Source organism: Nonomuraea zeae, from assembly GCF_005889725.1.
Classification (GTDB): domain Bacteria; phylum Actinomycetota; class Actinomycetes; order Streptosporangiales; family Streptosporangiaceae; genus Nonomuraea; species Nonomuraea zeae.
On record NZ_VCKX01000211.1, the window covers coordinates 1 to 22,403 of the forward strand.

A 22,403-nucleotide genomic window follows, 5' to 3' on the forward strand; every position below is an offset into this window, starting at 1 on the left:
AAGTGGCAGCTGGGTCTAAGCGACAGGCGGTGGCAGCCGGGATTCAGCTTGCGCAGCGAAAAATGGACTGTCAAGTCCAAAAAATAACACCGTCACCGGTTTGACGGGTGACGCTTGAGGGTGCAAGTATCGTCACCTGTTGAAGGGGTGACGCACTCGAAAGTGCCTCATCAGACCGTCAGGGAAGGGAAGACGCCATGGCCGTCAGTTACACCGCCGTTGTCACCGTGACGGGGGAGGGCCGCAACGGGGGCCACGCCTCGGCCGGGGACGGCCTGCTCGACACCGCGCTCGCCATCCCCAAGGAGCTGGGCGGGGCCGGGGGCGCCACCAACCCCGAGCAGCTGTTCGCCGCCGGCTGGGGCGCCTGCTTCCTCGGCGCGGTGCGCAGGGCGGCGGCGCAGCGCAAGGTGACGTTGACGAGCACGAACATCACGGTGGAGATGACCCTGACCCATGGCGAGGACGGCGAGTTCGGGCTCGGCGCCGTGCTCGACGTCGAGCTGGGCGGCGTGGACCGGCAGACCGCCGAGGAGCTGGGGGCGGCGGCCCACCAGATCTGCCCCTACTCGGAGGCGACCAGGGGCAACATCCCGGTCACCATCCGGGCCACCCCCGCCGTCTGACCTCGGGCCGCCCTCTCTCGCGTCAGGGCCGGCCGGCGCGGAGGTGGGCGATCCCCAGGTCCAGGGCGGCCTCCAGGTGGGTCGTCCGGCCGGTGGACATCTGGATCAGCACGCCGCCCTGGATGCCGGCGAGCAGAGCGGACGCCGTGTGGTCGGGGTCGAGACCGGGATCGACCTCGCCGATGCCCTGCATGTGCCGCACGCCGGCCGCGATCTCGGCCTGCCAGCTGTGCAGCAGCTCGGTGACCACGGCCTGGGCGGCGGGCGTGCTGTCGCCGAGCTGCGACATGACGGAGTTGAGCGGGCACAGGCGGCCCTGGCTGCGGTAGCGCTCGACGACCCGGTCGCGCCACCGCTGCCAGGCGGGCCAGGAGGTGAGGTCGCCGAGCTGGGGCTGCTGGTCCGCCAGCACGCGGTCGGCCTCCAGCCGGGCCACGGCCAGCAACAGCTCCTCCCGGCCGCCGGGGAAGTAGTGGAACAGCTGGCTCTTGCTCGTCGCCGTCCTGGCCAGCACGTCGTCGAGGGTCGTGGCGGCCACGCCGTGCTCGCGGATGTGCGCGGCGGCGCCGTCGAGAATGCGCTGCCGGGTGGCGGCTCCCTTGCGGGTCAGCGAGCGCATGGCGAATCCTCCAGATTGAACCGTCCGGTCCATTTTACGGCGCGGAGCGCGGCCGGCACACCATCGTTCGACCGCTGCTATCGTGATAAAGGCTTATGACAGGAAGCTAGGAGACCAGACGTGGCAGGTGACGACGACATCTCCGGGTGAGACCGGAGGTTGATCGGCCCCGGCAGGCGCACATGACCGCCGCCGATGTGGCCTGATCGTCGTTCCCGAATCCCTGTCCCTTTCCCGGGCGGCTTCGGCGCGCCCCGGATCACGTACGTACGAGGTCTCTCGCATGTCCGATGCGTTCATCATCTGCTCCAACCTGTCCTTTTCCTGGCCTGACGACACCCCTGTCTTCAGCGACCTCTCCTTCACCGTGGGCGGCGGCCGTACGGGCCTCGTCGCCCCGAACGGCGCGGGCAAGAGCACGCTGCTCAAGCTGATCGCCGGCGAATACCGGCCGGGCGGCGGCAGCGTCTCCGTCAACGGCGTGCTCGGCTACCTGCCGCAGAGCCTGCCGCTCGCCGGCGACCTGACCGTGGCCGAGGTCCTGGGCATCGCGCCCGTGATCGCCGCGCTGGACGCCATCGAGTCGGGCGACGCGAGCGAGGAGCACTTCACCACGATCGGCAACGACTGGGACATCGAGGAGCGCACCCGGGCCCAGCTCGACCGGCTCGGGCTCGGCGACCTCGGGTTCGCCCGCACGCTGCGCACGCTGAGCGGCGGCCAGGTCGTGTCGCTCGGCCTGGCCGCGCAGCTGCTCAGGCGGCCCGACGTCCTGCTGCTCGACGAGCCGACGAACAACCTCGACCTCGACGCGCGCCGCCGGCTCTACGACGTGCTCGGCGATTGGAACGGATGCCTGCTCGTGGTCAGCCACGACCGCGCCCTGCTGGACCGGATGGACCGCATCGCCGAGCTGGAGCGGGGCGAGGTCCGCTTCTACGGCGGCGACTTCACGGCGTACGAGGAGGCCGTGCGCACCGAGCAGGAGGCCGCAGAGCGGACCGTGCGCAGCGCCGAGCAGGAGCTCAAGCGCGAGAAGCGCGAGATGCAGCAGGCCAGGGAGCGGGCCGAGCGCCGGGCGAGCAACGCCGCCCGCAACCTCAAGAGCGCCGGGCTGCCGCGCATCTTCGCCGGCAACATGAAGCGCGGCGCCCAGGAGTCGGCCGGGCGGGCGAGCCAGACGCACGCCGCCCGCGTCGGCGACGCCAAGGCCCGGCTCGACGAGGCCGGGCGCGCCCTGCGCGACGACCAGAAGATCTCGCTGCAGCTGCCCGGCACCAGCGTCCCCGCCGGGCGCACGGTCTTCCTCGGCGAGCACCTCCAGGCGCGCGGCCTGTTCGCCGAGCCCGGCATCGACCTGACGATCCGCGGGCCCGAGCGCATCGCGCTGACCGGCCCCAACGGCGTGGGGAAATCGACCCTGCTGCGCCTGATCAGCGGCGACCTGGACCCGGACGGCGGCACGACCCGGCGGGCCGACGGCCGGGTGGCCTACCTGTCGCAGCGGCTGGACCTGCTCGACGTCGAGCGCACCGTGGCGGAGAACCTGGCCGCGTTCGCCCCCGGCATGCTCGAAGCGGAGCGGATGAACCTGCTGGCCCGGTTCCTGTTCCGCGGCTCGCGGGCGCACCTGCCGGTCGGGGTGCTGTCCGGCGGCGAACGGCTGCGCGCCACGCTGGCCTGCGTGCTGTGCGCGGAGCCGGCCCCGCAGCTGCTGCTGCTCGACGAGCCCACGAACAACCTCGACCTGGTCAGCGTCGGCCAGCTGGAGAGCGCGCTCGGGGCGTACGAGGGGGCTTTCGTGGTGGTCAGCCACGACGAGCGGTTCCTCGCGGAGATCAAGGTGGAGCGCCGGCTGGAGCTGTCCGGAGGGCGGCTGCTGGAGACCGGAGGGCCCGCCGGTGAGTGAGGCGCTGCTCGCCCGCGATCTCGTACGGACGCTGGGCACGCGGCGCGTGCTCGACGGCGTCTCCCTGACCGCCGCGCCCGGCCACCGGATCGGGTTGATCGGCGAGAACGGGGCCGGCAAGTCCACCCTGCTGCGGCTGCTGGCCGGCGTGGACGAGCCCGACTCCGGCACCGTCGTGCGGCCCGCCGACCTCGGCTTCCTGCACCAGGAGCTGCCGTTCGACGGCACGGTCACGGTCGCGGGAGTGCTCGACGACGCGCTGCGCGAGGCCCGCGCGGACCTGGCCGAGCTCGACCGGCTCTCCGGGGAGCTGGCCGCCGCGCCGGACGACGCCAGGCTGCTCGACGCGTACGGGGCCAGGCTCGACCAGGCGCAACAGCGCGAGTCGTGGGACGCCGACCGGCGCGCCGGGATCGTCCTCGACCGGCTCGGCCTCGGCGGCGTGCCGCACGGGCGCGCGCTCGCGTCGCTGTCGGGCGGGCAGCGCGGGCGGCTCGCCCTGGCCGCGCTGCTGATCAGGCGGCCCGCGGCGCTGCTGCTCGACGAGCCCACCAACCACCTCGACGACGACGCCGCCGCGTTCGTGGAGGAGCAGCTGCGCGGCTTGACGGGGGTGGTGGTCGTGGCCAGCCACGACCGGGCGTTCCTGGAGGCGGTGTGCACGGACCTGGTCGATCTCGACCCGGCGGTGGACGGGCCCATCCGGTACGGGGGCGGGTACGCCGCGTATCTGGCCGAGCAGCGGGCTGAGCGCGAGCGGTGGGAGCGGCGGCACGCCGAGGAGCAGGAGGAGCTCGAAGAGCTGCGCGGGGCCGTCGCGGTGACGGCGCGGCGGGTGGCGCAGGACGGGCTGCGGCGCGACAACGAGAAGATGGGCTACGGGCACCGGGGCGGGCGCGTGCAGAGCCAGATCTCGCGGCGGGTGCGTAACGCGGCGCGGCGGCTGGCCGAGCTGCAGCGCGACCAGGTCCCCGCCCCGCCGCCGCCGCTGCGCTTCCGCCCCCGCACCATGGTCGCCGATGCCGCAGCTACCGCCGATGCCGTCGCTGCCGCCGGTCCTGACGACCTCGGCGGCACGGCCCTGCTGGCGCTGCGGGAGGTGCGGGTGCCGGGCCGGCTCTCGATCGACCGGCTCGACCTGCCGGCCGGGGAGCGGCTGCTGGTCACCGGGCCGAACGGGGCGGGCAAGTCGACGCTCCTCGCGGTGCTGGCCGGGCGGCTGGACGCGGAAGGAGAGGTACGCCGCAGGCCAGGGCTGGCCGTCGGGCTGCTGGCCCAGGACACCGTGTTCGAGCGGCCGGACCGGACGGCGCGGGAGACGTACGAGCTGGCCCTGGGCGCGGACCGCGCGGCGTCCGTGCCGCTGCGCTCGCTCGGCCTGATCGCGCGGCGCGACATGGACACGCGGGTGGGGGAGCTGTCGGCCGGCCAGCGCCGCCGGCTCGCGCTGGCCCTGCTGGTGGCCGATCCCCCCGACGTGCTCCTGCTCGACGAGCCCACGAACCACCTCTCGCCCCGCCTCTCCGACGAGCTGGAAGAGGCCCTGGGCGTGGACGGCCCCGGCGCGATCGTGATCGCCAGCCACGACCGATGGCTGCGCTCGCGCTGGCCCGGCCGCCACCTCGGCCTCCAATGAGGGGGGCCGAACTTCCGGGGTTCGGAACCGTGGTCTAGCATCCGGAATATGCCTCAGCCGATGGACGAGCCCAGGCTCGTCGGGTCCGATCGCGTGCTGGCGGTGCTGGCGGAGCTGGCCCGCCACCCCGACGGGATCGGGCTGGAGGAGATGGCGCGGGCGGTGGCCAGCCCCAAGCCGACCGTGCATCGCGCGCTGGCCTCGCTGCGCCGGGCCGGGTTCGCGATGCGGAACGGCCACGGCCGCTACGAGCTGGGTGACGAGTTCCTGCGGATGGCCTTCGCCCACCACGAGGCCCGCCCTGACCACGTCCGCGTCACCCCGATACTCAAGAAGCTGTGCGACCGCTACGGCGAGACGATCCACTACGCGGCGCTCGACGGCGCCTCGGTCGTCTACCGCTCCAAGCTCGACCCGCCGTCCGGCGCGGTGCGGCTGACCTCGGTCGTGGGGGGCCGCAACCCCGCCCACTGCACCGCCGTCGGCAAGGTGCTGCTCGCCGACGCCCTGCCCGACGAGGACGCCGTACGCGCCTGGGCCGGCGGCCGGACCCTGGAGCGGCGGACCGAGCGCTCCGTCGGCACGGTCGAGGAGCTGCACGCCGAGCTGACCCGCATCCGCGAGCAGGGCTACGCCGTCGACGACCAGGAGAACGAGCCGGGCGTCAACTGCGTGGCCGTCCCCGCCTACCTGACCTCGCCCACCGTGCCCAGCGGCGCGATCAGCGTCAGCGGCCTGGCCTACCGCACGCCGCTCAAGGTGCTGGTCGACGACCTGCCCGCGATTCAGGCCGCCGTATCGGGCAAGGAGCTCTCGTGACGTCCATCGCGCCCCCGGCCGTCCTGCCCGTTCCCCAGCCGACCCCCTAGCCCACGGAGAAATGACCGTGTACCTCATGCGCATCGGCGCTCCCGGCGCCGAGAAGCCCGTCGTCCGCGTGGACGACACCCACTACATCGACGTCTCCGACGTCACCCCCGACTTCGACGAGAAGTTCTTCGGATCGGGCGGCGTGGAGCTGCTGGCCGACCGGGTCGGCCGGGGCGACGTGCGCGAGTTCGCCGGTGAGCGGATCGGCGCCCCGATCGCCCGCCCGCACCAGATCCTGTGCATCGGCCTCAACTACAGCGACCACGCCGCCGAGACGGGCCAGGCGGTGCCCGCCGAGCCGATCCTGTTCACCAAGTCGCCCAACACGCTCGTCGGCCCGTACGACGAGGTCCGCATCCCGCGCGGCTCGACCAAGACCGACTGGGAGGTCGAGCTGGGCATCGTGATCGGCCGGCGCACCTCCTACCTCGACTCGGTGGAGGAGGCGAAGGGCGCGATCGCGGGCTACTGCGTGGTCAACGACGTCAGCGAGCGCGCGTTCCAGATGGAGCGCGGCGGCCAGTGGAGCAAGGGCAAGTCGGCCGAGACGTTCAACCCGGCCGGGCCGTGGCTGGTCACCCCGGACGAGATCGCCGACGTCACCGCCCTGGGGATGTGGCTGGACGTCAACGGCGTGCGCCGCCAGACCGGCACCACCAAGACGATGATCTTCGACCCGTACGTCATCGTCCACCACCTGAGCCAGTTCATGGTGCTGGAGCCCGGCGACCTGATCAACACCGGCACCCCGCCCGGCGTCGGCATGGGCCACGACCCGCAGATCTGGCTCCAGCCCGGCGACGTCATGGAGCTCGGCATCGACGGGCTCGGCCGCCAGCGCCAGCAGGTAGTGGGCCCCCGGTAGTGCGGGCGCTGGTCCTCACCGGCCCGCGCGAGGCCGAGGTGCGGGAGATCGAGCCGCCGGCCGCCGCGGCCGGGGAGGTGGTCGTGGACGTCGAGCGGGTGGGCGTCTGCGGCACCGACGTGGAGCTGTTCACCGGCGAGATGACCTACCTGCACACCGGCCGCTCCCGCTACCCGCTGCGCCCCGGCCACGAGTGGTGCGGAGTCGTCACCGCGCTCGGGGCGGGGGTCGCGCCGGAGTGGCTGGGCCGCCGGGTCACCGGCGACACCATGCTGGGCTGCGGTCATTGCGACCGCTGCCGCGCGGGCCGCCACCACGTGTGCGCGGAGCTGGCGGAGATCGGCATCAGCCGCGGCCGTGCCGGAGCGCTGGCCGAGCGGCTCGCCGTGCCGGTGAGGGCGCTGCACCCGCTGCCGGACACCGTGGACCCCACGCTCGGCGCGCTCGTCGAACCCGGCGGGAACGCGCTCAGGGCCGTCGATGCGGCCGGCCTCCGGCCGGGCGAGCGGCTGCTGATCCTGGGCACGGGCACGATCGGCCTGCTGGCCGCGCTGTTCGCGCGGGCCAGGGGGATCGAGACCCACCTGCTGGGCCGCGACGAGGAGGCCCTGCGTCTCGCGCGGACGCTGGGCTTCGCGGGCGCGTGGACCAGGCCCTCGCTGCCCGAGCTGCCATGGGAGGCCGTCATCGACGCCTCCAACGCCCCCGGCCTGCCCGCGCTCGCCGTGGACCTCGTCGAGCCCGCCCGGCGGGTGGTCTACATCGGCCTGGCCGGCACGCCGAGTACCCTCGACACGCGGGACCTGCTGTTCAAGGACGTCACCGCCGTCGGCATCCTGGGTGGCTCGGCCGGACTGGCCGGCGCCATAGCCGCCTACGCCGACGGCTCGGTGGACGCCCGCCCGCTGGTGGCCGCCACGGCCGGCCTGGCCGGGACGGCCGGCATCCTGGCCGGACGCCGACCGCACGACGCCGGTCCCGGCCCGAAGATCCACATCGACCCGCGCCGCTAGGCGTACGAAGAGAGCACGAGCGTGACCCACCCTGAACCGCGACGGCTGAGCGCGCCCGACCCCGCCGTCCTCACGGCGGTGGAGGCCGCCGTGCCGGGCATCACCCGGACCCGGGCCAGCGACCGGCTGGGCATGGCCCACGACGCCTCGCACTACCTGCTCACCCCGCAGGCCGTGCTGGTGCCCGAGAACGCCGGGCAGGTGGCGGCGCTGATGCGGGCCGGGCTGCCGCTGACCTTCCGCTCCGGCGGGACCAGCCTGAGCGGGCAAGGGGTGAGCGAGCACCTGCTGGTGGACACGCGCCGGCACTTCCGCGACGTCGAGGTGCTCGACGGCGGCGCCCGGGTGCGGGTGCAGCCGGGCGCGGTGCTGCGCCAGGTCAACGCCCGGCTCGCCGCGTACGGCCGCAAGCTCGGGCCCGACCCGGCCAGCGAGTCGGCGTGCACGATCGGCGGGGTCGTGGCCAACAACTCCAGCGGGATGACCTGCGGCACGCATGCCAACACGTACCGGACGCTGGAGTCGATGACGCTGGTGCTGCCCAGCGGCACCGTGATCGACACCGGCGCACCCGACGCCGACGAGCGCCTGCGCGCCCTGGAGCCCGAGCTGGCACAGGGCCTGGAACGGCTGCGCGACCGCGTCAGGACCAACCCGGGCTCGGTGCGCCGCATCACCGACCAGTTCTCGCTGAAGAACACCATGGGCTACGGCCTCAACAGCTTCCTCGACCACGACTCGCCCGCGCAGATCCTCGCCCATCTGGTCATCGGCAGCGAGGGCACGCTCGGGTTCGTCGCCGAGGCGGTGCTGCGCACGGTCCCCGCCCACCGGCTGGCCGCCACCGGCCTGCTCCTCTTCCCGACCCTGCGCCAGGCGATGGCCGCGATGCCGGGGCTGGTCGCCGCCGAGCCCGCCGCCGTCGAGCTGCTGGACGCCGAGTCCCTGCGGGTGGCCCAGACCGACCCGAAGGCCGACGACGTGCTGCGCACGCTGGCCGTCCAGGAGCACGCCGCGCTGCTCATCGAGTGGCAGGAGTCCGACGCGGACGTGCTCGGCGAGCGCGAGCGCGCCGCCGAGCAGGTGTTCGCCGAGCTGGCGCTGTCCGCCCCGGCCCGGCTGAGCAGGGAGAGCGGCGGCCGGGCGGCGCTGTGGCACATCCGCAAGGGCCTGTACGCCTCCGTCGCCGGCGCCCGCCCCAGCGGCACCACCGCCCTGCTCGAAGACGTCGCCGTCCCGGTGCCCGCCCTGGCCGACCTGTGCGACGAGCTGAACGGCCTGTTCGCCAAGCACCGCTACGAGCGCAGCGTCGTCTTCGGCCACGCCAAGGACGGCAACCTGCACTTCATGCTCAACGAGCGCTTCGACACCGACCTTGAGCGCTACGCCGACTTCACCGAGGACATGGTCCAGGCCGTGCTGGAGCGCGGCGGCACGCTCAAGGCCGAGCACGGCACCGGCCGCGTGATGGCCCCGTTCGTCCGCCGCCAGTACGGCGACGAGCTGTACGAGGTGATGAGCGAGGTCAAGCGCCTGTGCGACCCGGCGGGCACCCTGAACCCCGGCGTCGTGCTCACCGACGCCCCGGACGCCCACCTGCGCGACCTCAAGACCGTCGTCACCGTCGAGCCCGAGGTGGACCGGTGCGTCGAGTGCGGATACTGCGAGCCCGTCTGCCCCAGCCGCGACCTGACCACCACCCCGCGCCAGCGCATCGTGCTGCGCCGCGAGCTCGCCGCCGCCCAGGAGGCGGGCGATCACGCGCTGGCCGCCGAGCTGGAGCGGGAGTACGGCTACGACGCGGTGGACACCTGCGCGGTGGACGGCATGTGCGCCACCGCCTGTCCCGTCCTGATCAACACCGGTGACCTGACCAAGCGCCTGCGCGCCGAGCGCCACGGCCGCCTGGCGCAGCGGGGCTGGAAGACCGCGGCCAACCGGTGGAAGTCGGTCACCGGCACGCTGAGCCTGGCACTCGACACGGCCGCCGCCGTGCCGCCCCGGCTGCCCGAGGCCGCCAGCCGGGCCGCCCGCGCCGTCGCCGGAGCGGAAGCCGTCCCGCAGTGGAGCCGGGACCTGCCCGGCGGCGGGACCCGCCGCCGGCCGTCACCGGCCGACGGCGCCGACGCCGTCTATCTCCCGTCCTGCCTGAACACCCTGTTCGGCCCGGCCGAGGACGGCCCCGGCGTCATGACCGCCGTCCAGCGGCTGGCCGAGCGGGCGGGCCTGCGCCTGCACGTCCCCGAGGGGATCGGCAGCCTGTGCTGCGGCACGCCCTGGTCGTCCAAGGGCTACACCGACGGCCACGAGGCCATGGGCCGCCGCGTACGGGACACGCTGCGCGCGGCCACGGACGACGGCCGGATCCCGGTGGTCAGCGACGCCGCCTCCTGCACCGAGGGCTACGCCCACCTCGTCCCCGGCCTCCAGGTGATCGACGCGGTCGCCTACACGGCCGGGCACGTGCTGCCCCGCCTGACCGTGCGCCGCCGCCTGCCCTCCCTGGCCCTGCATCCCACCTGCTCCTCGACCCGCCTCGGGCTGGACGCCGCCATCACCAGGATCGCCGAGGCGGTCGCCGAGCAGGTGGTGATCCCCGACGGCTGGCAGTGCTGCGGCTTCGCCGGCGACCGGGGGCTGCTGCACCCGGAGCTGACCGCCTCCGCCACCCGGGCGGAAGCCGCCTCGGTGACCGCCGGGGACTTCGCCGCGCACGCCTCGGTCAACCGCACCTGCGAGCTCGGCCTCACCCGCGCCACCGGCAAGCCGTACCGCCATCTCCTGGAGCTGCTCGACCAGGTCACGGCCTGAGCCGGTCGGCCGGGCCGGCCGGCTCAGGGCACCTTGTCCGAGCTCACGGGCCGCCGGCCGGCCGGCGCGGACGAAGAGAGGCTTGTCCCCAGGTCAGAGAGGTTGTAGCTTGCCTTTAGTATGACAGTTATCGATAACAGCACGGAGAGTAGTCGAGACTGTGCCAGAAGCTAAGGCGACGATCTACACGGTCGCGCGCGCCGCAGGAGTGAGCGCGCAGACCGTCTCCCGGGTGCTCAACGGGACCGGCCAGGTCAGCGAAAAGACCCGCGCCGCCGTCCGCGCCGCGATCGAGGCGCAGGGCTACCGGCCGAACACGGTGGGGCGAAGCCTGCGCGCCTCCCGCACGCCGATGATCGGCGTGCTGGTGGCCGACATCGGCAACCCCTTCTACGCCCGGCTGCATCGCGCGATCGAGCGCCGGCTGGCCGGCAGCGGCTACTCGCTGATGCTGATGAACTGTGACGACGACGCGCAGATCGAGCGCCGCCAGCTCGACCTGCTCCGCTCGTACCGGCCCGCCGGGCTGGTGATCGTCCCGTCGATCGGCAGCTCGCTGAGCGAGGCGGATCTGCGGGCGTTCGGGCACGTCGTCAGCGTCAGCCGAGTGCTCGACGACCTGCATGTCCCCGCGGTCGTCACCGACGAGCGGGAGGCCGTCGCCGCGGCCACGGCGGAGCTGCTCGCGCTCGGGCACACCGAGCTCGCCATGATCCTCGGCCCCCGCGAGGCGTCCACCACCCGGGCCCGTGAGCAGGGGTTCCGCGAAGCCGTGACCGAGCGCCCCGGCTGCCGCGGGCACGTGCGCCACACCGACGGAACGCGGCAGGGCGGGGAGGCCGCGGCCGGCGAGCTGCTCGGCGCGCATCCCGGCGTCACCGGGATGGTCGGCTTCAACGCGCTCGTCACGGAGGGGATCGTCAGCGCCGTCCGGACGGCCGGGCGCGGCTGCCCGGAGGAGATCTCCGTCATCGGCTTCACCGACGCGGGGTGGATGACCCTGTACGACCCGGCCATCTCCGTGATCGACCAGCCGGTGGAGGAGATGGGCGCGCTCGCCGGGCGGCTGCTGCTCGACCTGGCCGCGGGCCGGAGCGTCGATCCGGGGCCGTGGGTCGTGCCGAGCACGCTGATCAGGCGGGGCTCCGTGGCCCCGCCCGCGACGAAGAAGGAGTCCAGCACATGAGGATCGTGGCGGTCGACACCCACGTGGTCGCCGAGAGGCTGCGCACGCCGTTCGGCATGTCGCAGTGGTCGTGGGAGTCACGCAGCAGCTGTCTCGTCGAGATCGTGACCGATGAGGGCATCACGGGGTGGGGCGAGTGCTTCGGCCCCGCCGAGGGCAGCCGCGCGCTCATCGACTCCGTGTACGCCCCGCTGCTGGCCGGAGCGGATCCGTTCGAGCAGGTCTCCTTGTGGGAGTCGATGTACAACCGCAGCCGCGAGTGGGGGCGCGCCGGCGTTCCGATCGCCGCGATCTCGGGCATCGAGATCGCCCTGTGGGACGTCGTCGGGAAGGCGCTGGGCCAGCCGATCCACCGGCTGCTCGGCGGCCGGGCGCAGGAGTCGTTCGACGCGTACGCCTCGGCGTTCTACTACGGCGGCGAATGGCAGGACGACCTCGAAGCCGAGGCGCGGCACCTGGTCGAGCAGGGATACCGCCACGTCAAGATGAAGGTCGGCGCCGGCCTGCGCTCCGACATCGAGCGCGTGCACCGCGTACGCGCGGCGCTGGGGCCGGACATCCTGCTGGCCGCCGACGCCAACCGCGGCTACACCACCGCGGAGGCCCTCGTGTTCGCCCGCGAGACCGAGCAGGACGCGCTGTGGTTCTTCGAGGAGCCGGTCATCCCCGAGGACCTGGCCGGCTACCGCGAGCTGAGAGCGTCCACCTCGGTGCCCATCGCGGGCGGGGAGTCGGCGTTCACCCGCTGGGGCTTCGCCGAGATGATCGAGACCCGGGCCGTGGACCTGCTGCAGCCCGACGCCACTGCCTGCGGCGGGCTCCGCGAGACGCTGCTGATCGCCGGCCTGGCCAGCGTCCACGGCATCCCCACGCTGCCCCACGTGTGGGGATCCGCGATCACCGTGGCCGCGGGCCTGCACCTGGCCACCGCGCTGCCCGTCGTGAACCCCTCGCTCGGGCGCACGCCGCCCGTCATCGAGCTCGACCAGGCGCCCAACTCCTTCCGGCAGAAGCTGTCGGATCTCGACATCGGGCCGGTGATGTCGGTGCCCCAAGGTCCGGGGCTCGGCATCGAGATCGACCGGTCGGTCGTCGAGGCGTACCGAGCCTGACCACCCGCCCCCGAACCGCACATCGCCCGCGTTAAGGAACACCCCGTGCCATCGGAACACACGCCCGTAATCTCCGCACCGGCCCCCACCCTCCCGCACAAGTGGCTGCGCATCAGCGGACTGCTGCTGATCGGCCTGTTCGTCGCCTACCTCGACCGCTCCAACCTGTCGGTCGGGATCAAGAACATCTCCACCGACCTCGGTTTCTCCGGCGAGGAGTTCGCCGCCACGTCGAGCCTCGCGCTGACCGCGTTCCTCGTCGGGTATCTGATCGCGAACTTCCTCGGCGGCTTCCTCACCGCCAGGATCGACGCCAAGTGGATCCTGCTCGTGACCGTCGCGGGCTACTCGCTCTGCACGGTGCTCATCGGCTTCGCGGACTCCGTCGGCGTCCTCGTCGCGCTGCGCGTCGGCGTCGGCATCTTCGAGGGGATCTACTGGCCCCAGCAGTTCAGGATGGCCAAGGCCTGGTTCGACGACAGGGAGATGAGCCGGGCCAGCGCGATGATCCAGTACTACGGGCAGTATCTGGCCCTGGCGCTCGGCTTCTTCGTCCTGACCCCCGTCGAGGCGACGTTCGGCTGGCGGCCGATGTTCTGGGTGCTGGGGGCGATCGGCCTGGTCGTCATCCTGCCGCTGTACGCCCGGTTCCTGCCGACCGCACCCGGCACCACCACCGTCGCCGACCCCGGCCAGGGGACGTCGCGGAAGGGGCTGACCTTCGCGGCCTTCGGCGGCTGGCGGTTCGTGCTGCTCGTGTTCAGCTATTTCACCAACGGCATGCTCTTCTGGGGCATCACGCTCTTCATCCCGCTCATCGTGCCGACCTTCGGCTTCGCGACGAGCATCAACGGCCTGCTGGCCGCGGCGCCGTACCTCGTCTCCCTGGTGCTCACGGTGCCGATGATGATCATCGCCGACCGCACCGGGCGGCGCGGCCCCATCGCGGTCTCCGGGCTCGTCGTCGGCGGCGTGCTGCTCGCCTGCGTCGCGCTCACCGGCAACCCCGTGCTGCAGTTCGCGCTGATCTGCCTCGGGCTCGGCTACTTCACCGCCTCCTACACGCCCAACATCTGGGCGATCGCGGTGACCGACCTGCCCGCCCACGTGGTCGGCCCGGCCACGGGGATCATCAACGGCTTCGGGGCCGGCGGTGGCGGCATCGTCGCCGGTGCCCTCGTCGGCGCCCTGTTCGCGGCCACCGGCACGTACGCGCTGGGCCTGTCGGTCCTCGGCGTCGTAGCGATCGTCGGCGGTCTCGCGCTGCTGCTCTACACCAGGATGCGCCCGGCCGCCTGACAGCACCGGGCCCCGCGGCGTGCTCGCCGCGGGGCCCCCTGACTTCCGGCGGCTACGCCTCGTCCAGCGCGATGGCGGCGGCGGGGCAGACGGCGGCGGCCTCGCGGACCGCGGCGTACTGGCCCTCGGCCGGCTCGGCCTCCAGCAGGATGACGATGCCGTCGTCCTCGTTCTGGTCGAACACCTCAGGCGCGATCAGCACGCACTGGCCGGCGCCGCAGCACTTCTCCTCGTCGACGGTCACTTTCATGACGGAATTCCTCTCTGTGTTCTCGGGGTCACCAGCGGACCGGGACGGTGCGCAGGCCGCCGACGGCCAGCCCCTCCACCCGCTCCAGCTCCGCCACGGGCACGGCCAGCTCCAGCGTGGGGAGCTTGCGCAGCAGCACTTCGAGCACGACCTGCAGCTCGGTGCGGGCCAGCGACTGTCCCAGGCAGGAGTGCGCGCCGGCGCCGAAGGCCAGGTGCGCGTTCGGGCTGCGGCTCAGGTCCATCTCGGCGGCGGCGTCGAAGGCGCTGTCGTCGCGGTTGGCGGCGGCCATGCTGCAGATGACCGTGGTGCCCTTGGGCAGGTGCGTGCCGCTGACCTCGGTCTCCTCCTTGAGGTAACGCGGCAGGCCGAAGCCGGAGTTGGCGTCGAGCCGCAGCGTCTCCTCCACCGTGGTGCGGATGAGCGAGGGCTCGGCCAGCAGGCGCTCCCAGTGGGTGCGGTCGGCCAGCAGCATGGAGACCATCTTGCCGATCATGTTGGCCGTGGTCTCGTGTCCCGCGACCAGCAGCGCCATGCCGGTGACCAGGATCTGGAGGTCGGACAGCCCGCCGTCCTCGGGGCCGCCGGCCGCGATCAGCTCGCTCAGCAGGTCGTCGCCGGGCTCGGCGCGCTTGGCGGCGACGTGGCCGGACATGTACTCGAAGAACGCCGCCTGGGCGGCCTCGATCTCGTCCTTGCCGTACCGGGTGAGGTTGAGCAGGGTGTCGGACCAGTACGAGAACCGGTCCCGGTCCTCGGCGGGCACGCCCAGCATGTCGCAGATGACGTAGACGGGCAGTGGGAAGCCCAGGGCCGCCTTGAGGTCGCCGGGGGCGCCGCGCTCGACCATGTCGTCGATGAGCTCCTCGGCGATCTGGGCCATCTTGGGGCGCAGCGCGGACATGCGCTTGGCGGTGAACCACTTGCCGACCAGCCGCCGCCAGTGCTGGTGCTCCTCGCCGCCGTCCGGAATGATCGCGGCGAATTCGCTGCTGAACACCCCGCCGCCCTCGGCCGACAGCCGGGCCGCGTCGGGCGCGTTGAGCTGGCGGGTGAAGCGCGGGTCGGCCAGCACCTCCTTGACGTCCTCGTACCTGGTCAGCAGCCGCGCCTGGTCGCCACTGGGCAGCTTGACGTGCGCGACCGGGCATGTGCCGCGCAGCTCGGCCCACTCCGCGGGCGGGTCGAGCGCCGCGTCACTGGGGATGGGGTAGCTCAAAACCTGCTCGTTGACAGTCATCAGGCATCTCCTCATGAACGGTAGGGATGGTCGTGCGGGCTCTCACGCGGGCGTCAGCGGCGGGGCGGTCTGCCATGCGCCGAAGGACTGCTGCCGCAGCAGGCGGGCCTGCTTGGGCATGTTCCAGCCGAGCACGCCGGTGATCCGGCCGCCCTCGCGGTAGACGGCGGTGAAGCGGTGCTGGTCCGGGTCGCCCTCGGCGATGCTCACCTCGGCCGCCGGTGACGGCAGGCCGTGCGCCTGGATCTTGATGTCGTACTGGTCGGTCCAGAAGTACGGGATCGGCAGGTACGGGCGGTCGGCGCCGAGGATGTTGGCGGCCACGGCCTGGGCCTGCTCGGTGGCGTTGGTCCGGTTCTCCAGGCGCAGCCGCCGGCCGAGACCCTGGTGCTCGAACGAGGCCACGTCGCCCACGGCGTACACGCCCTCGGCGGCCCGGCAGCGCGAGTCGCACTCCACCCCGTCGCCGATGGTCAGGCCGCTCCCGGCCAGCCAGGCCGTCGCCGGGCGGCATCCGATGGCCACCACGACCGCGTCGGCGGGCAGGACCTCGCCGGTGGCCAGCCGTACCCCTGTCACCCGTCCGCCCGCGGAGGTCAGGCCGTCGACGGCGGTGCCGAGCCGCAGCCGGACGCCGCGGGCGGTGTGCGCCCGGGCGAGCATCGTGCCGAGCACGTGGCCGAGCTGGTCGCCCAGCAGGGTGTCGCCCAGACCGGCGAGCGTGACCTCCAGGCCCATGGTGCGGGCGGTGGCGGCGATCTCCGCGCCCAGCACGCCCTCGCCCACGACGACCAGCCGCGCGGTGGGGGTCAGGTGGGCGCGCAAGGTCAGCACGTCGTCCAGGCTGCGCAGCACGTGCACGCCCGCCGTTCCGCTCTCCGGGCCGTTCTTCGGGCCGCTCTCCGGGCCGTTCTGGGGGAGGCGACGAGGGGTCAGGCCGGTGGCGACGACCAGGAAGTCCGCGCGCAGCACGCGGCCGGAGGCCGTGGTGACCGTGCGGTCCGCCGCGTCCAGGGCAGCCGCGGGCTCACCCCGTACGAACTCGGCGCCCAGGGCGTCGAGCTGCTCCTGGGTGCGGAGCTGGGCGCGGGCCGGCTCCCAGGCTCCGGCCAGGACCTGCTTCGACAGCGGCGGCCGGTCGTAGGGGAGATGGGGCTCGGCGTCCAGCAGCGTCAACCGGCCCGCGTAGCCGTGCCGGCGCAGCGCCTCCGCCGTGCTCAGCCCGCCGGCCGACGCGCCGACGATCAGGATGCTGCCCGGGGAGCTCACGCCGTGTCACCCAGGTCCAGCGCCACGGCTCGGCCCACACGAATCCGCATATTTCGTGATCCTTTCCGCTCTTCCCGTCCTGTCACGTTACCTTACAACTGCAAGATAACTGACATGTGTCAGCAGACGGTAAACTTACGGCGTGGCCACCACGAAACACAGCAACTCGCCTTCGAGTGACCGGCGCGTACGGCGCACGCGCGCGGCCCTGGCACGCGCGCTGATCGAGCTCGTCGAGGAGCGGGAGCTGTCCAGGATCAGCGTGTCCGACGTGGCCGAGCACGCCGGAGTGAGCCGCACGGCCTTCTACGACCATTACCGGGACGTTCACGAGCTGGCCGAGGCCGCCTGCACCGCGATGATCGACCACCTGATCCAGTCCCTGCCGGGCCCCGGGCCGGGCGAGACGCACATGGCGCCGGAGGTGACGCAGTCGCTGCAGGACTTCTTCGCCAGCCTCGCCGCGCACGCCGGGCTCTACCGCAGCCTGCTGGGGCCGCACGGCAGCGCGCACGTCGCCGACCACATCCGCCGCCGCATCACCGCCGCCATCCACGACCGCCAGGGTGAGGTCCCGCCCGGCGGAGAGCTGCCGGAATACGCCGCCGCCCTGCCGGACACCCCGCGCGACGTCTCGTCCGCGTTCACGGCGGGGGCGCTCCTGGGGGTGGCCACCGACTGGCTGCAACGCGGCTGCCCGCGCTCACCGGCCGAGATGGCCGCAATGACCTGGCCACTCCTCAGCGCCCTCTACCGCCTCGACGCCACCCCGTGACCAGGCGCGCACTCCGTGCCTGCGCCCGTGCCCGTGGCCGGATGGAGCCACGACGGGCTGGCGGTGAACCACGTCCTGGGACCTGGCGCAGTGGGACCGGTGCCCGGGTGGGTGGCGGGCACCGGTGGGGGGCTGAGGGCCAGGGTGTTCAGATCGCCAGGTGCACCGTGACGGTGACGGGGCCCAGGCTGCCCTCGATGATCAGGCAGTCGGCCTCGACCGCCTCGGCCCTTCCCGCCGCCTCCTCGGCCGTCTCGCCCAGGGCCATGGCGTCCTCGGCCGACAGCGTCCTGCGTACGGTCCGCGACATGATGCGCAGGGGCACGCTCACCTCGACGACCTCCGCCTGGCCGCCGTCGATCTGGTCCATCGCCTCACGGACGGCGTAGTCGGCGACGAACGCGCCGAACGATTCGAGGGTGTGTATCGCCGGGCGGTGCTCGTCCAGGTAGCGCCAGTCCATCTTCTTGGCCATCGTTCCTCGTCCCTTCGCTGGGGTGTGCTTCCCTGGATCCAGCGTCGGGCGGACGGGCCGCGGGCACATGAGTAGCCCGTACTCAGCGTGGCCTGCGGTCATCGGGCCCGCGTTCGAGGTCTTCGCACTCCCGCAGCCTGCGCAGCAGGTGGACCCGCTCGGGTTCGGTGCCGGCGGAGCCGAGCGCCTCCCGGTACGCGGCCGCCGCCTCACGATGGCGGCCCAGCCGCTGGAGCAGGTCGGCCCGCGCCGTCGCGTACGGGTGGTAGCCGCGCAGCCGCTGCTCGCCCGCGAGCTCGTCCAGCAGCGCGAGCCCCGCCTCCGGACCGTCGCGCATGGCCACCGCTACGGCCCGGTTGAGCGCGACCACCGGGGACGGCGCGAGCGTGAGCAGCACGTCGTACAGCGCCACGATCTGCGGCCAGTCGGTGCTCGCCACGCTGCCGGCCTCGTCGTGCAGCGCGGCGATGGCGGCCTGCACGCCGTAGAGGCCGGGCGGGCCGCCGGTGAGCGCCACGAGCACCAGGCCCTGACCCTCCTCGATCATCGAGCGGTCCCACCGGCCGCGATCCTGGTCGTCGAGCAGCACCAGCTCGCCGTCCCGGCCGATCCTGGCCGCGCGCCGGGCGTGGATGAGCAGCATCAGCCCGAGCAGCCCGGCCACCTCTCGCTCGCCGGGCAGCAGCCGGCGCAGGATCCGCGCCAGCCGGATGGCCTCCTCGGCCAGCTCCAGCCGCTGCAGGTCGGGGCCCGAGCTGGCCGCGTACCCCTCGGTGAAGATCGAGTAGATCACCTGGAGCACGCCGGGCAGCCGCTCGGGCAGTTCGTCGGCGCCCGGCACGCGGAACGGGATGCGCGCCTCGCGGATCTTCTTCTTGGCCCGTACGATCCGCTTGGCCATGGTGGCCGGTGGCAGCAGGAAGGCGCGCGCGACCTCCGGCGTGGTCAGCCCGGCCAGGCAGCGCAGCGTCAGCGCCACCCGGTCCTCGGCGGGCAGGGCGGGGTGGGCGCAGGTGAAGAAGAGCTGCAACCGCTCGTCGGGCAGCTGCCCGTCGGCGTCGGCCGCCGGCGCGGGTCCCGCCCGGTCGGCCTCGACCTGCAGGACGGCCAGGCGCGCGGCGTACGCCTTGTCGCGCCGCAACCGGTCGACGGCCCGCCTCCGTGCGGTCGTCATCAGCCAGGCCCCCGGATTCGGCGGCACGCCGTCGACCGGCCAGTGGACCAGGGCCGCCTCGATCGCCTCCGAGGCGACCTCCTCGGCCAGGTCCAGATCCCCGAAACGGCGGACCAGCGCCGCGAGGAGCCGGCCGCGCTCCTCGCGGAAGATCGCCTCGATGGAGAGCCCCACCGGCTCACGCTCGCCCGCCGCCATCACCGCTCCCTCACCGCAACCGGAGTCGGCACTCACTAGTCGAACTCGGCGACGGGCCGGACCACGACGGAGCCGCCGCCGCGCGCCCCGGGGCAGCGGGCGGCCCAGTCGAGCGCTACGTCGAGGTCGGGCACGTCGATGACGTAGTAGCCGCCGAGGATCTCCCGCGTCTCGGCGAACGGCCCGTCGGTGACCGTCCGCTCGCCCGACGGGCCGACGCGGACCGTGGTGGCGGTGGTCAGGTCGGCCAGCGAGTGGCCGGAGACGTAGACGCCCGACTCCCTGACGTTCTTGTCGTACGTCATCCACTCCTCGAACGACGCCCCGCCGGTGTTGTCGGTGTCGTCGGCGGAGCTGTTGATGAGCAGCATGTACTTCATGGGTCGTCTCCCTGTGTCGTCGCCAGGCGGCGGTGGTCGCCGCGTCGCTATCTCTACGAACGGGACGAGCACGGAAGGACACGCCCCCCAGAACTTTTTCTATCGCGCGTTAGAGGGTGAGGTCGAGGTCCCCGTCCCGCCGTCGGCTCCGCCGGTACCTGACGGCGAGGTCATGCCGCCCTGGTCGATGGCGTCGTGTACGGCAGTCCGGCGATTCGACCGGACATGGTCGGCCCGCCTCTGAGGTCGTTGCCCGTTGCCTGCCGGGGTGCCGGTCGCCGGAGGCCAGCGCGCCAGGCCCGCGACCAGCCGGCGCTCTGGGGCGGCCAGTGGGGGTCAGGGCGGAAAAGGTGCTGGTCCAGGGGGCGTCGCCGAGGTCGGGGCGAGCCCTTGACCCTCCGAGGGGCCGATCTCCGCCGGGCCCGTGCCGCCATCACGCGGTGGGCGGACGAGGGCACATCGCCGGCCCGCCACAGGTCAGGCCCTCGGTTCGGAGCCGGGCGTGCGGTTTTCGGTGGGGGACTGGGCCGTCCTGGCGAGGTGGGCGGCCTCCTTCGGGGTCAGGCTCGTGCCGCGTAGGAACGCCTCGGTGAAGGCCGCCTCGCCCAGGATGGCCGTCGCCGCTGCCGTGATCCGGTCCACGTCACCGCGCTCGGCGAGCGGCAGCGGCGCGCCCACGCTCCGCCGCGCCGCATCCGCCGCACCGAGCAACAGAGCCGCCTGCCCGGGCTGGGCCGCGTGCCCGGTCTGGGCCGCGTGCCCGGTCTGGGCCGCGTGCCCGGTCTGGGCCGCGTGCCCGGGCAGGGTTGCTGCGCCGGCGAGGCCCTCCAGGGACAGAGCCAGGGCGCGGGGCTCGCCGATCGAGCGGGCGATCTCCAGGCCGCGCAGGTGGCAGGCCGTGGCCTGAGCGGCGTCCCCGCGCAGCTCGGCGATGAAGCCCAGCTCGGCGAGCAGCAGATGTTCGCCGGCCTCCGAGGACACGAACTCGTCGCGGAGCCGGATCAGGTACGCCTCCGCCGCGTCGAGGTCCCCGGAGCGGCGGGCCCCGAGGGCGAGCCCCATGATCGCGTGGACCTCGCCATAGACGTAGCCCTGCGCCGCGGCCAGCCGCCGTGCCCGTTCGTGCAGGTCATGGGCACGATCCCACTCCTGGGAGAGCAGCGCCAGCCGGCCGAGCCCCGAGTGGCGCGCGGCGACCTCCGACGCCAGGTCCAGCTCCTGGGCGATGCGCAGCCCCTCGTCCTGGCGGAGGGCCGCCTCCGCGTAGTCGCCCCTGATCTCGGCGAGCGTGGAGAGCGGGGTCACCGCCTGCAACTCGCCCCAGCGGTCCCCGAGCTCGCGGAAGAGGCCGGCGCTGCGCGCGCTGTCCCGCGCGACGCCGTCGAGGTCGCCCCGGATCAGCGCGTGCATGGCCCGCAGTCCGAGAGCGGCGGCGGTGCCCCATTTGTCGGTGGCCATGAGGTCGAGCACCTGGGCGTTGAGCTCCTCGCCGGCGGCCGGGATCCCCGCGTGGAAGAGGCCGTACGCGTGCAGCCAGATCGCCCGGCCACGCCGTACCGGATCGTCGATCTCCGAGGGGAGCGACACCCGCGCCCCGGACCGGTCACCGGTCAGCAGCGTGAACGCGCTCTCCAGCATCCGCAGCTCCGCGGCCTCAGGGGCGACGGCGAGCATTTCCGAGAGGGCACGGCGGCCCTCGTTCAGCCGGCCGCGCAGCAGCCACCACCAGCAGAGGGCGGTGACCAGGCGGACCCGGAATCCTGCTGTAGGGCCTGTCGGCGCGGACGCACCCTGCCGTGGCGCCTCTTCCAGCGCCGACCGGAGGTTGGCGGCCTCGGCGTCGAGACGGCCGAGCCACTCCTGCTGCCGCGGGCCGCGCAGCTCTGGCTCGGCCCGTTCGGCGAGGTCCAGGTAGTGGCGGAGATGCCGCTCGCGGGTGGCGGCTAGGTCGTCTGCCTCGCGCAGGCGCTCCATCGCGTACGCGGCCACGGATTCGAGCAGCTCGTAGCGCGGCCCCGCCGGTCTGTCGGCCATGACGACCAGGGATCGGCCGACCAGGCGCGTCACCAGGTCGAGCACCTCGTCACGGGCCACGCCGGCACCCGAGCACACCGCTTCCGCCGCGTCCAGCGTGCAACCGCCGGCGGGTACGGCCAGGCGGCGCAGCACGACCCGCTCCGGCGCGCTGAGCAGCTCCCAGCTCCAGTCGATCATCGCCCGCAGGGTCTGCTGCCGGGCCGGCGCGCCGCGCTGCCCGGCGGTGAGCACCCGGAACCGGTCCTCGAGCCGCGCCGCCAGCTCCCGCACGCCGAGGCCGCGGACCCGGGTCGCCGCCAGCTCGAGTGCGAGCGGGATGCCGTCGAGGCGGCGGCAGATCTCGGCCACCGCCCGGCCGGTCTCGTCGTCCAGCGTGAAGCCCGGCGCGGAGGCGGCGGCCCGCTCGGCGAACAGGCGTACCGCGTCGGCCTGCTGGAGCGGCTCGACCAGGAACACGGCCTCGCCCGCCAGGCCCAGCGGCTCCCGGCTGGTGGTCAGGACGCGCAGCCCGGGCGCGGCGCGCAGCAGCAGGTCCGCGAGCTCGGCGGCGGCCTCGATGACGTGCTCGCAGTTGTCGAGCACGAGCACGACCCGGCGCTTACGCAGGGCGGCGATGAGCCGATCGGCGGGGGCGCGGGGGGTGCTGCTCAGCCCCGGTG

The 22,403-nt window shown here is 73.4% G+C and carries 19 protein-coding genes; 11 read left to right on the forward strand and 8 right to left on the reverse strand.

Going from position 1 to position 22,403, the window contains the following annotated elements:
- Positions 1 to 197 precede the first annotated feature (197 nt).
- Positions 198 to 626, forward strand: a complete 429-nt coding sequence (locus tag ETD85_RS43765) for an organic hydroperoxide resistance protein (protein WP_138695745.1) — start codon at positions 198 to 200, stop codon at positions 624 to 626.
- A 22-nt stretch (positions 627 to 648) separates the two neighbouring features.
- Here ETD85_RS43765 and ETD85_RS43770 read toward each other — a convergent pair whose 3' ends face one another.
- A complete protein-coding gene (locus ETD85_RS43770) occupies positions 649 to 1,245 on the reverse strand; it encodes a TetR/AcrR family transcriptional regulator (RefSeq protein WP_138695746.1) in 597 nt (198 codons plus the stop codon).
- Between the two features lie 283 nt (positions 1,246 to 1,528).
- Between ETD85_RS43770 and ETD85_RS43775 the strand changes: the two genes are divergently transcribed.
- From ETD85_RS43775 to ETD85_RS43815, 9 genes are all read left to right on the forward strand, one after another.
- On the forward strand, positions 1,529 to 3,154 hold the full coding sequence (locus ETD85_RS43775) for an ABC-F family ATP-binding cassette domain-containing protein (protein ID WP_138695747.1): 1,626 nt from the start codon (positions 1,529 to 1,531) through the stop codon (positions 3,152 to 3,154).
- Positions 3,147 to 4,790, forward strand: coding sequence for an ABC-F family ATP-binding cassette domain-containing protein (locus ETD85_RS43780; protein ID WP_138695748.1), 1,644 nt, complete (start codon positions 3,147 to 3,149; stop codon positions 4,788 to 4,790). Before ETD85_RS43775 ends, ETD85_RS43780 begins: the two co-directional genes overlap by 8 nt.
- Before the next feature lie 48 nt (positions 4,791 to 4,838).
- Positions 4,839 to 5,609 carry an IclR family transcriptional regulator gene (locus tag ETD85_RS43785; protein ID WP_206059251.1) on the forward strand — a complete coding sequence of 257 codons (771 nt, stop codon included), beginning with the start codon at positions 4,839 to 4,841 and terminating at the stop codon, positions 5,607 to 5,609.
- 67 nt (positions 5,610 to 5,676) lie between these two features.
- Positions 5,677 to 6,525, forward strand: coding sequence for a fumarylacetoacetate hydrolase family protein (locus ETD85_RS43790; protein ID WP_138695762.1), 849 nt, complete (start codon positions 5,677 to 5,679; stop codon positions 6,523 to 6,525).
- Positions 6,525 to 7,538, forward strand: a complete 1,014-nt coding sequence (locus ETD85_RS43795) for a zinc-dependent alcohol dehydrogenase (RefSeq protein WP_138695749.1) — start codon at positions 6,525 to 6,527, stop codon at positions 7,536 to 7,538. Before ETD85_RS43790 ends, ETD85_RS43795 begins: the two co-directional genes overlap by 1 nt.
- A 21-nt stretch (positions 7,539 to 7,559) precedes the next feature.
- On the forward strand, positions 7,560 to 10,349 hold the full coding sequence (locus ETD85_RS43800; protein WP_138695750.1) for an FAD-binding and (Fe-S)-binding domain-containing protein: 2,790 nt from the start codon (positions 7,560 to 7,562) through the stop codon (positions 10,347 to 10,349).
- Positions 10,350 to 10,509: 160 nt separating this feature from the next.
- A complete protein-coding gene (locus ETD85_RS43805; protein ID WP_138695751.1) occupies positions 10,510 to 11,535 on the forward strand; it encodes a LacI family DNA-binding transcriptional regulator in 1,026 nt (341 codons plus the stop codon).
- Positions 11,532 to 12,647: a mandelate racemase/muconate lactonizing enzyme family protein gene (locus tag ETD85_RS43810; protein WP_138695752.1), complete on the forward strand. Its 1,116-nt coding sequence runs from the start codon at positions 11,532 to 11,534 to the stop codon at positions 12,645 to 12,647. The genes ETD85_RS43805 and ETD85_RS43810 overlap by 4 nt, the downstream gene beginning before the upstream one ends.
- 45 nt (positions 12,648 to 12,692) lie before the next feature.
- Complete coding sequence (locus ETD85_RS43815) at positions 12,693 to 13,946, forward strand: MFS transporter (protein ID WP_170247161.1); 1,254 nt, start codon at positions 12,693 to 12,695, stop codon at positions 13,944 to 13,946.
- A gap of 52 nt (positions 13,947 to 13,998) precedes the next feature.
- On the opposite strand, the gene ETD85_RS43820 is transcribed toward ETD85_RS43815, so the two are convergent.
- From ETD85_RS43820 to ETD85_RS43830, 3 genes are read right to left on the reverse strand one after another with little or no spacing between them, the layout of a single operon-like run.
- On the reverse strand, positions 13,999 to 14,196 hold the full coding sequence (locus ETD85_RS43820; protein ID WP_138695754.1) for a ferredoxin: 198 nt from the start codon (positions 14,194 to 14,196) through the stop codon (positions 13,999 to 14,001).
- Between the two features lie 28 nt (positions 14,197 to 14,224).
- Complete coding sequence (locus ETD85_RS43825; RefSeq protein ID WP_138695755.1) at positions 14,225 to 15,436, reverse strand: cytochrome P450; 1,212 nt, start codon at positions 15,434 to 15,436, stop codon at positions 14,225 to 14,227.
- A gap of 42 nt (positions 15,437 to 15,478) precedes the next feature.
- Entirely contained in the window at positions 15,479 to 16,705 is a 1,227-nt protein-coding gene (locus ETD85_RS43830) for an NAD(P)/FAD-dependent oxidoreductase (RefSeq protein WP_138695756.1), read from the reverse strand.
- Between the two features lie 142 nt (positions 16,706 to 16,847).
- On the opposite strand from ETD85_RS43830, the gene ETD85_RS43835 reads away from it, so the two are divergent.
- Positions 16,848 to 17,480, forward strand: coding sequence for a TetR/AcrR family transcriptional regulator (locus ETD85_RS43835; protein ID WP_138695757.1), 633 nt, complete (start codon positions 16,848 to 16,850; stop codon positions 17,478 to 17,480).
- A gap of 148 nt (positions 17,481 to 17,628) precedes the next feature.
- On the opposite strand, the gene ETD85_RS43840 is transcribed toward ETD85_RS43835, so the two are convergent.
- The 4 genes from ETD85_RS43840 to ETD85_RS43855 all read right to left on the reverse strand — a co-directional run.
- Positions 17,629 to 17,955 (reverse strand): hypothetical protein, encoded by a 327-nt coding sequence (locus tag ETD85_RS43840; RefSeq protein WP_138695758.1) that lies wholly within the window; start codon positions 17,953 to 17,955, stop codon positions 17,629 to 17,631.
- A gap of 82 nt (positions 17,956 to 18,037) precedes the next feature.
- Positions 18,038 to 19,327 (reverse strand): RNA polymerase sigma factor, encoded by a 1,290-nt coding sequence (locus ETD85_RS43845; RefSeq protein WP_138695759.1) that lies wholly within the window; start codon positions 19,325 to 19,327, stop codon positions 18,038 to 18,040.
- Between the two features lie 35 nt (positions 19,328 to 19,362).
- Complete coding sequence (locus ETD85_RS43850) at positions 19,363 to 19,707, reverse strand: YciI family protein (RefSeq protein WP_138695760.1); 345 nt, start codon at positions 19,705 to 19,707, stop codon at positions 19,363 to 19,365.
- A gap of 477 nt (positions 19,708 to 20,184) precedes the next feature.
- Positions 20,185 to 22,403, reverse strand: a 2,219-nt coding sequence (locus tag ETD85_RS43855; RefSeq protein ID WP_206059252.1) for an ATP-binding protein, incomplete at its 5' end; no start/stop codon positions are given.

Bases quoted from the DNA above. Each gene is read 5' to 3' on its own strand.
- ETD85_RS43845 (WP_138695759.1), bottom strand. From the start codon at position 19,327: ATGGCGGCGGGCGAGCGTGAGCCGGTGGGGCTCTCCATCGAGGCGATC.
- ETD85_RS43770 (WP_138695746.1), bottom strand. From the start codon at position 1,245: ATGCGCTCGCTGACCCGCAAGGGAGCCGCCACCCGGCAGCGCATTCTC.
- ETD85_RS43850 (WP_138695760.1), bottom strand. From the start codon at position 19,707: ATGAAGTACATGCTGCTCATCAACAGCTCCGCCGACGACACCGACAAC.
- ETD85_RS43810 (WP_138695752.1), top strand. From the start codon at position 11,532: ATGAGGATCGTGGCGGTCGACACCCACGTGGTCGCCGAGAGGCTGCGC.
- ETD85_RS43825 (WP_138695755.1), bottom strand. From the start codon at position 15,436: ATGACTGTCAACGAGCAGGTTTTGAGCTACCCCATCCCCAGTGACGCG.
- ETD85_RS43785 (WP_206059251.1), top strand. From the start codon at position 4,839: ATGCCTCAGCCGATGGACGAGCCCAGGCTCGTCGGGTCCGATCGCGTG.
- ETD85_RS43775 (WP_138695747.1), top strand. From the start codon at position 1,529: ATGTCCGATGCGTTCATCATCTGCTCCAACCTGTCCTTTTCCTGGCCT.
- ETD85_RS43765 (WP_138695745.1), top strand. From the start codon at position 198: ATGGCCGTCAGTTACACCGCCGTTGTCACCGTGACGGGGGAGGGCCGC.
- ETD85_RS43840 (WP_138695758.1), bottom strand. From the start codon at position 17,955: ATGGCCAAGAAGATGGACTGGCGCTACCTGGACGAGCACCGCCCGGCG.
- ETD85_RS43820 (WP_138695754.1), bottom strand. From the start codon at position 14,196: ATGAAAGTGACCGTCGACGAGGAGAAGTGCTGCGGCGCCGGCCAGTGC.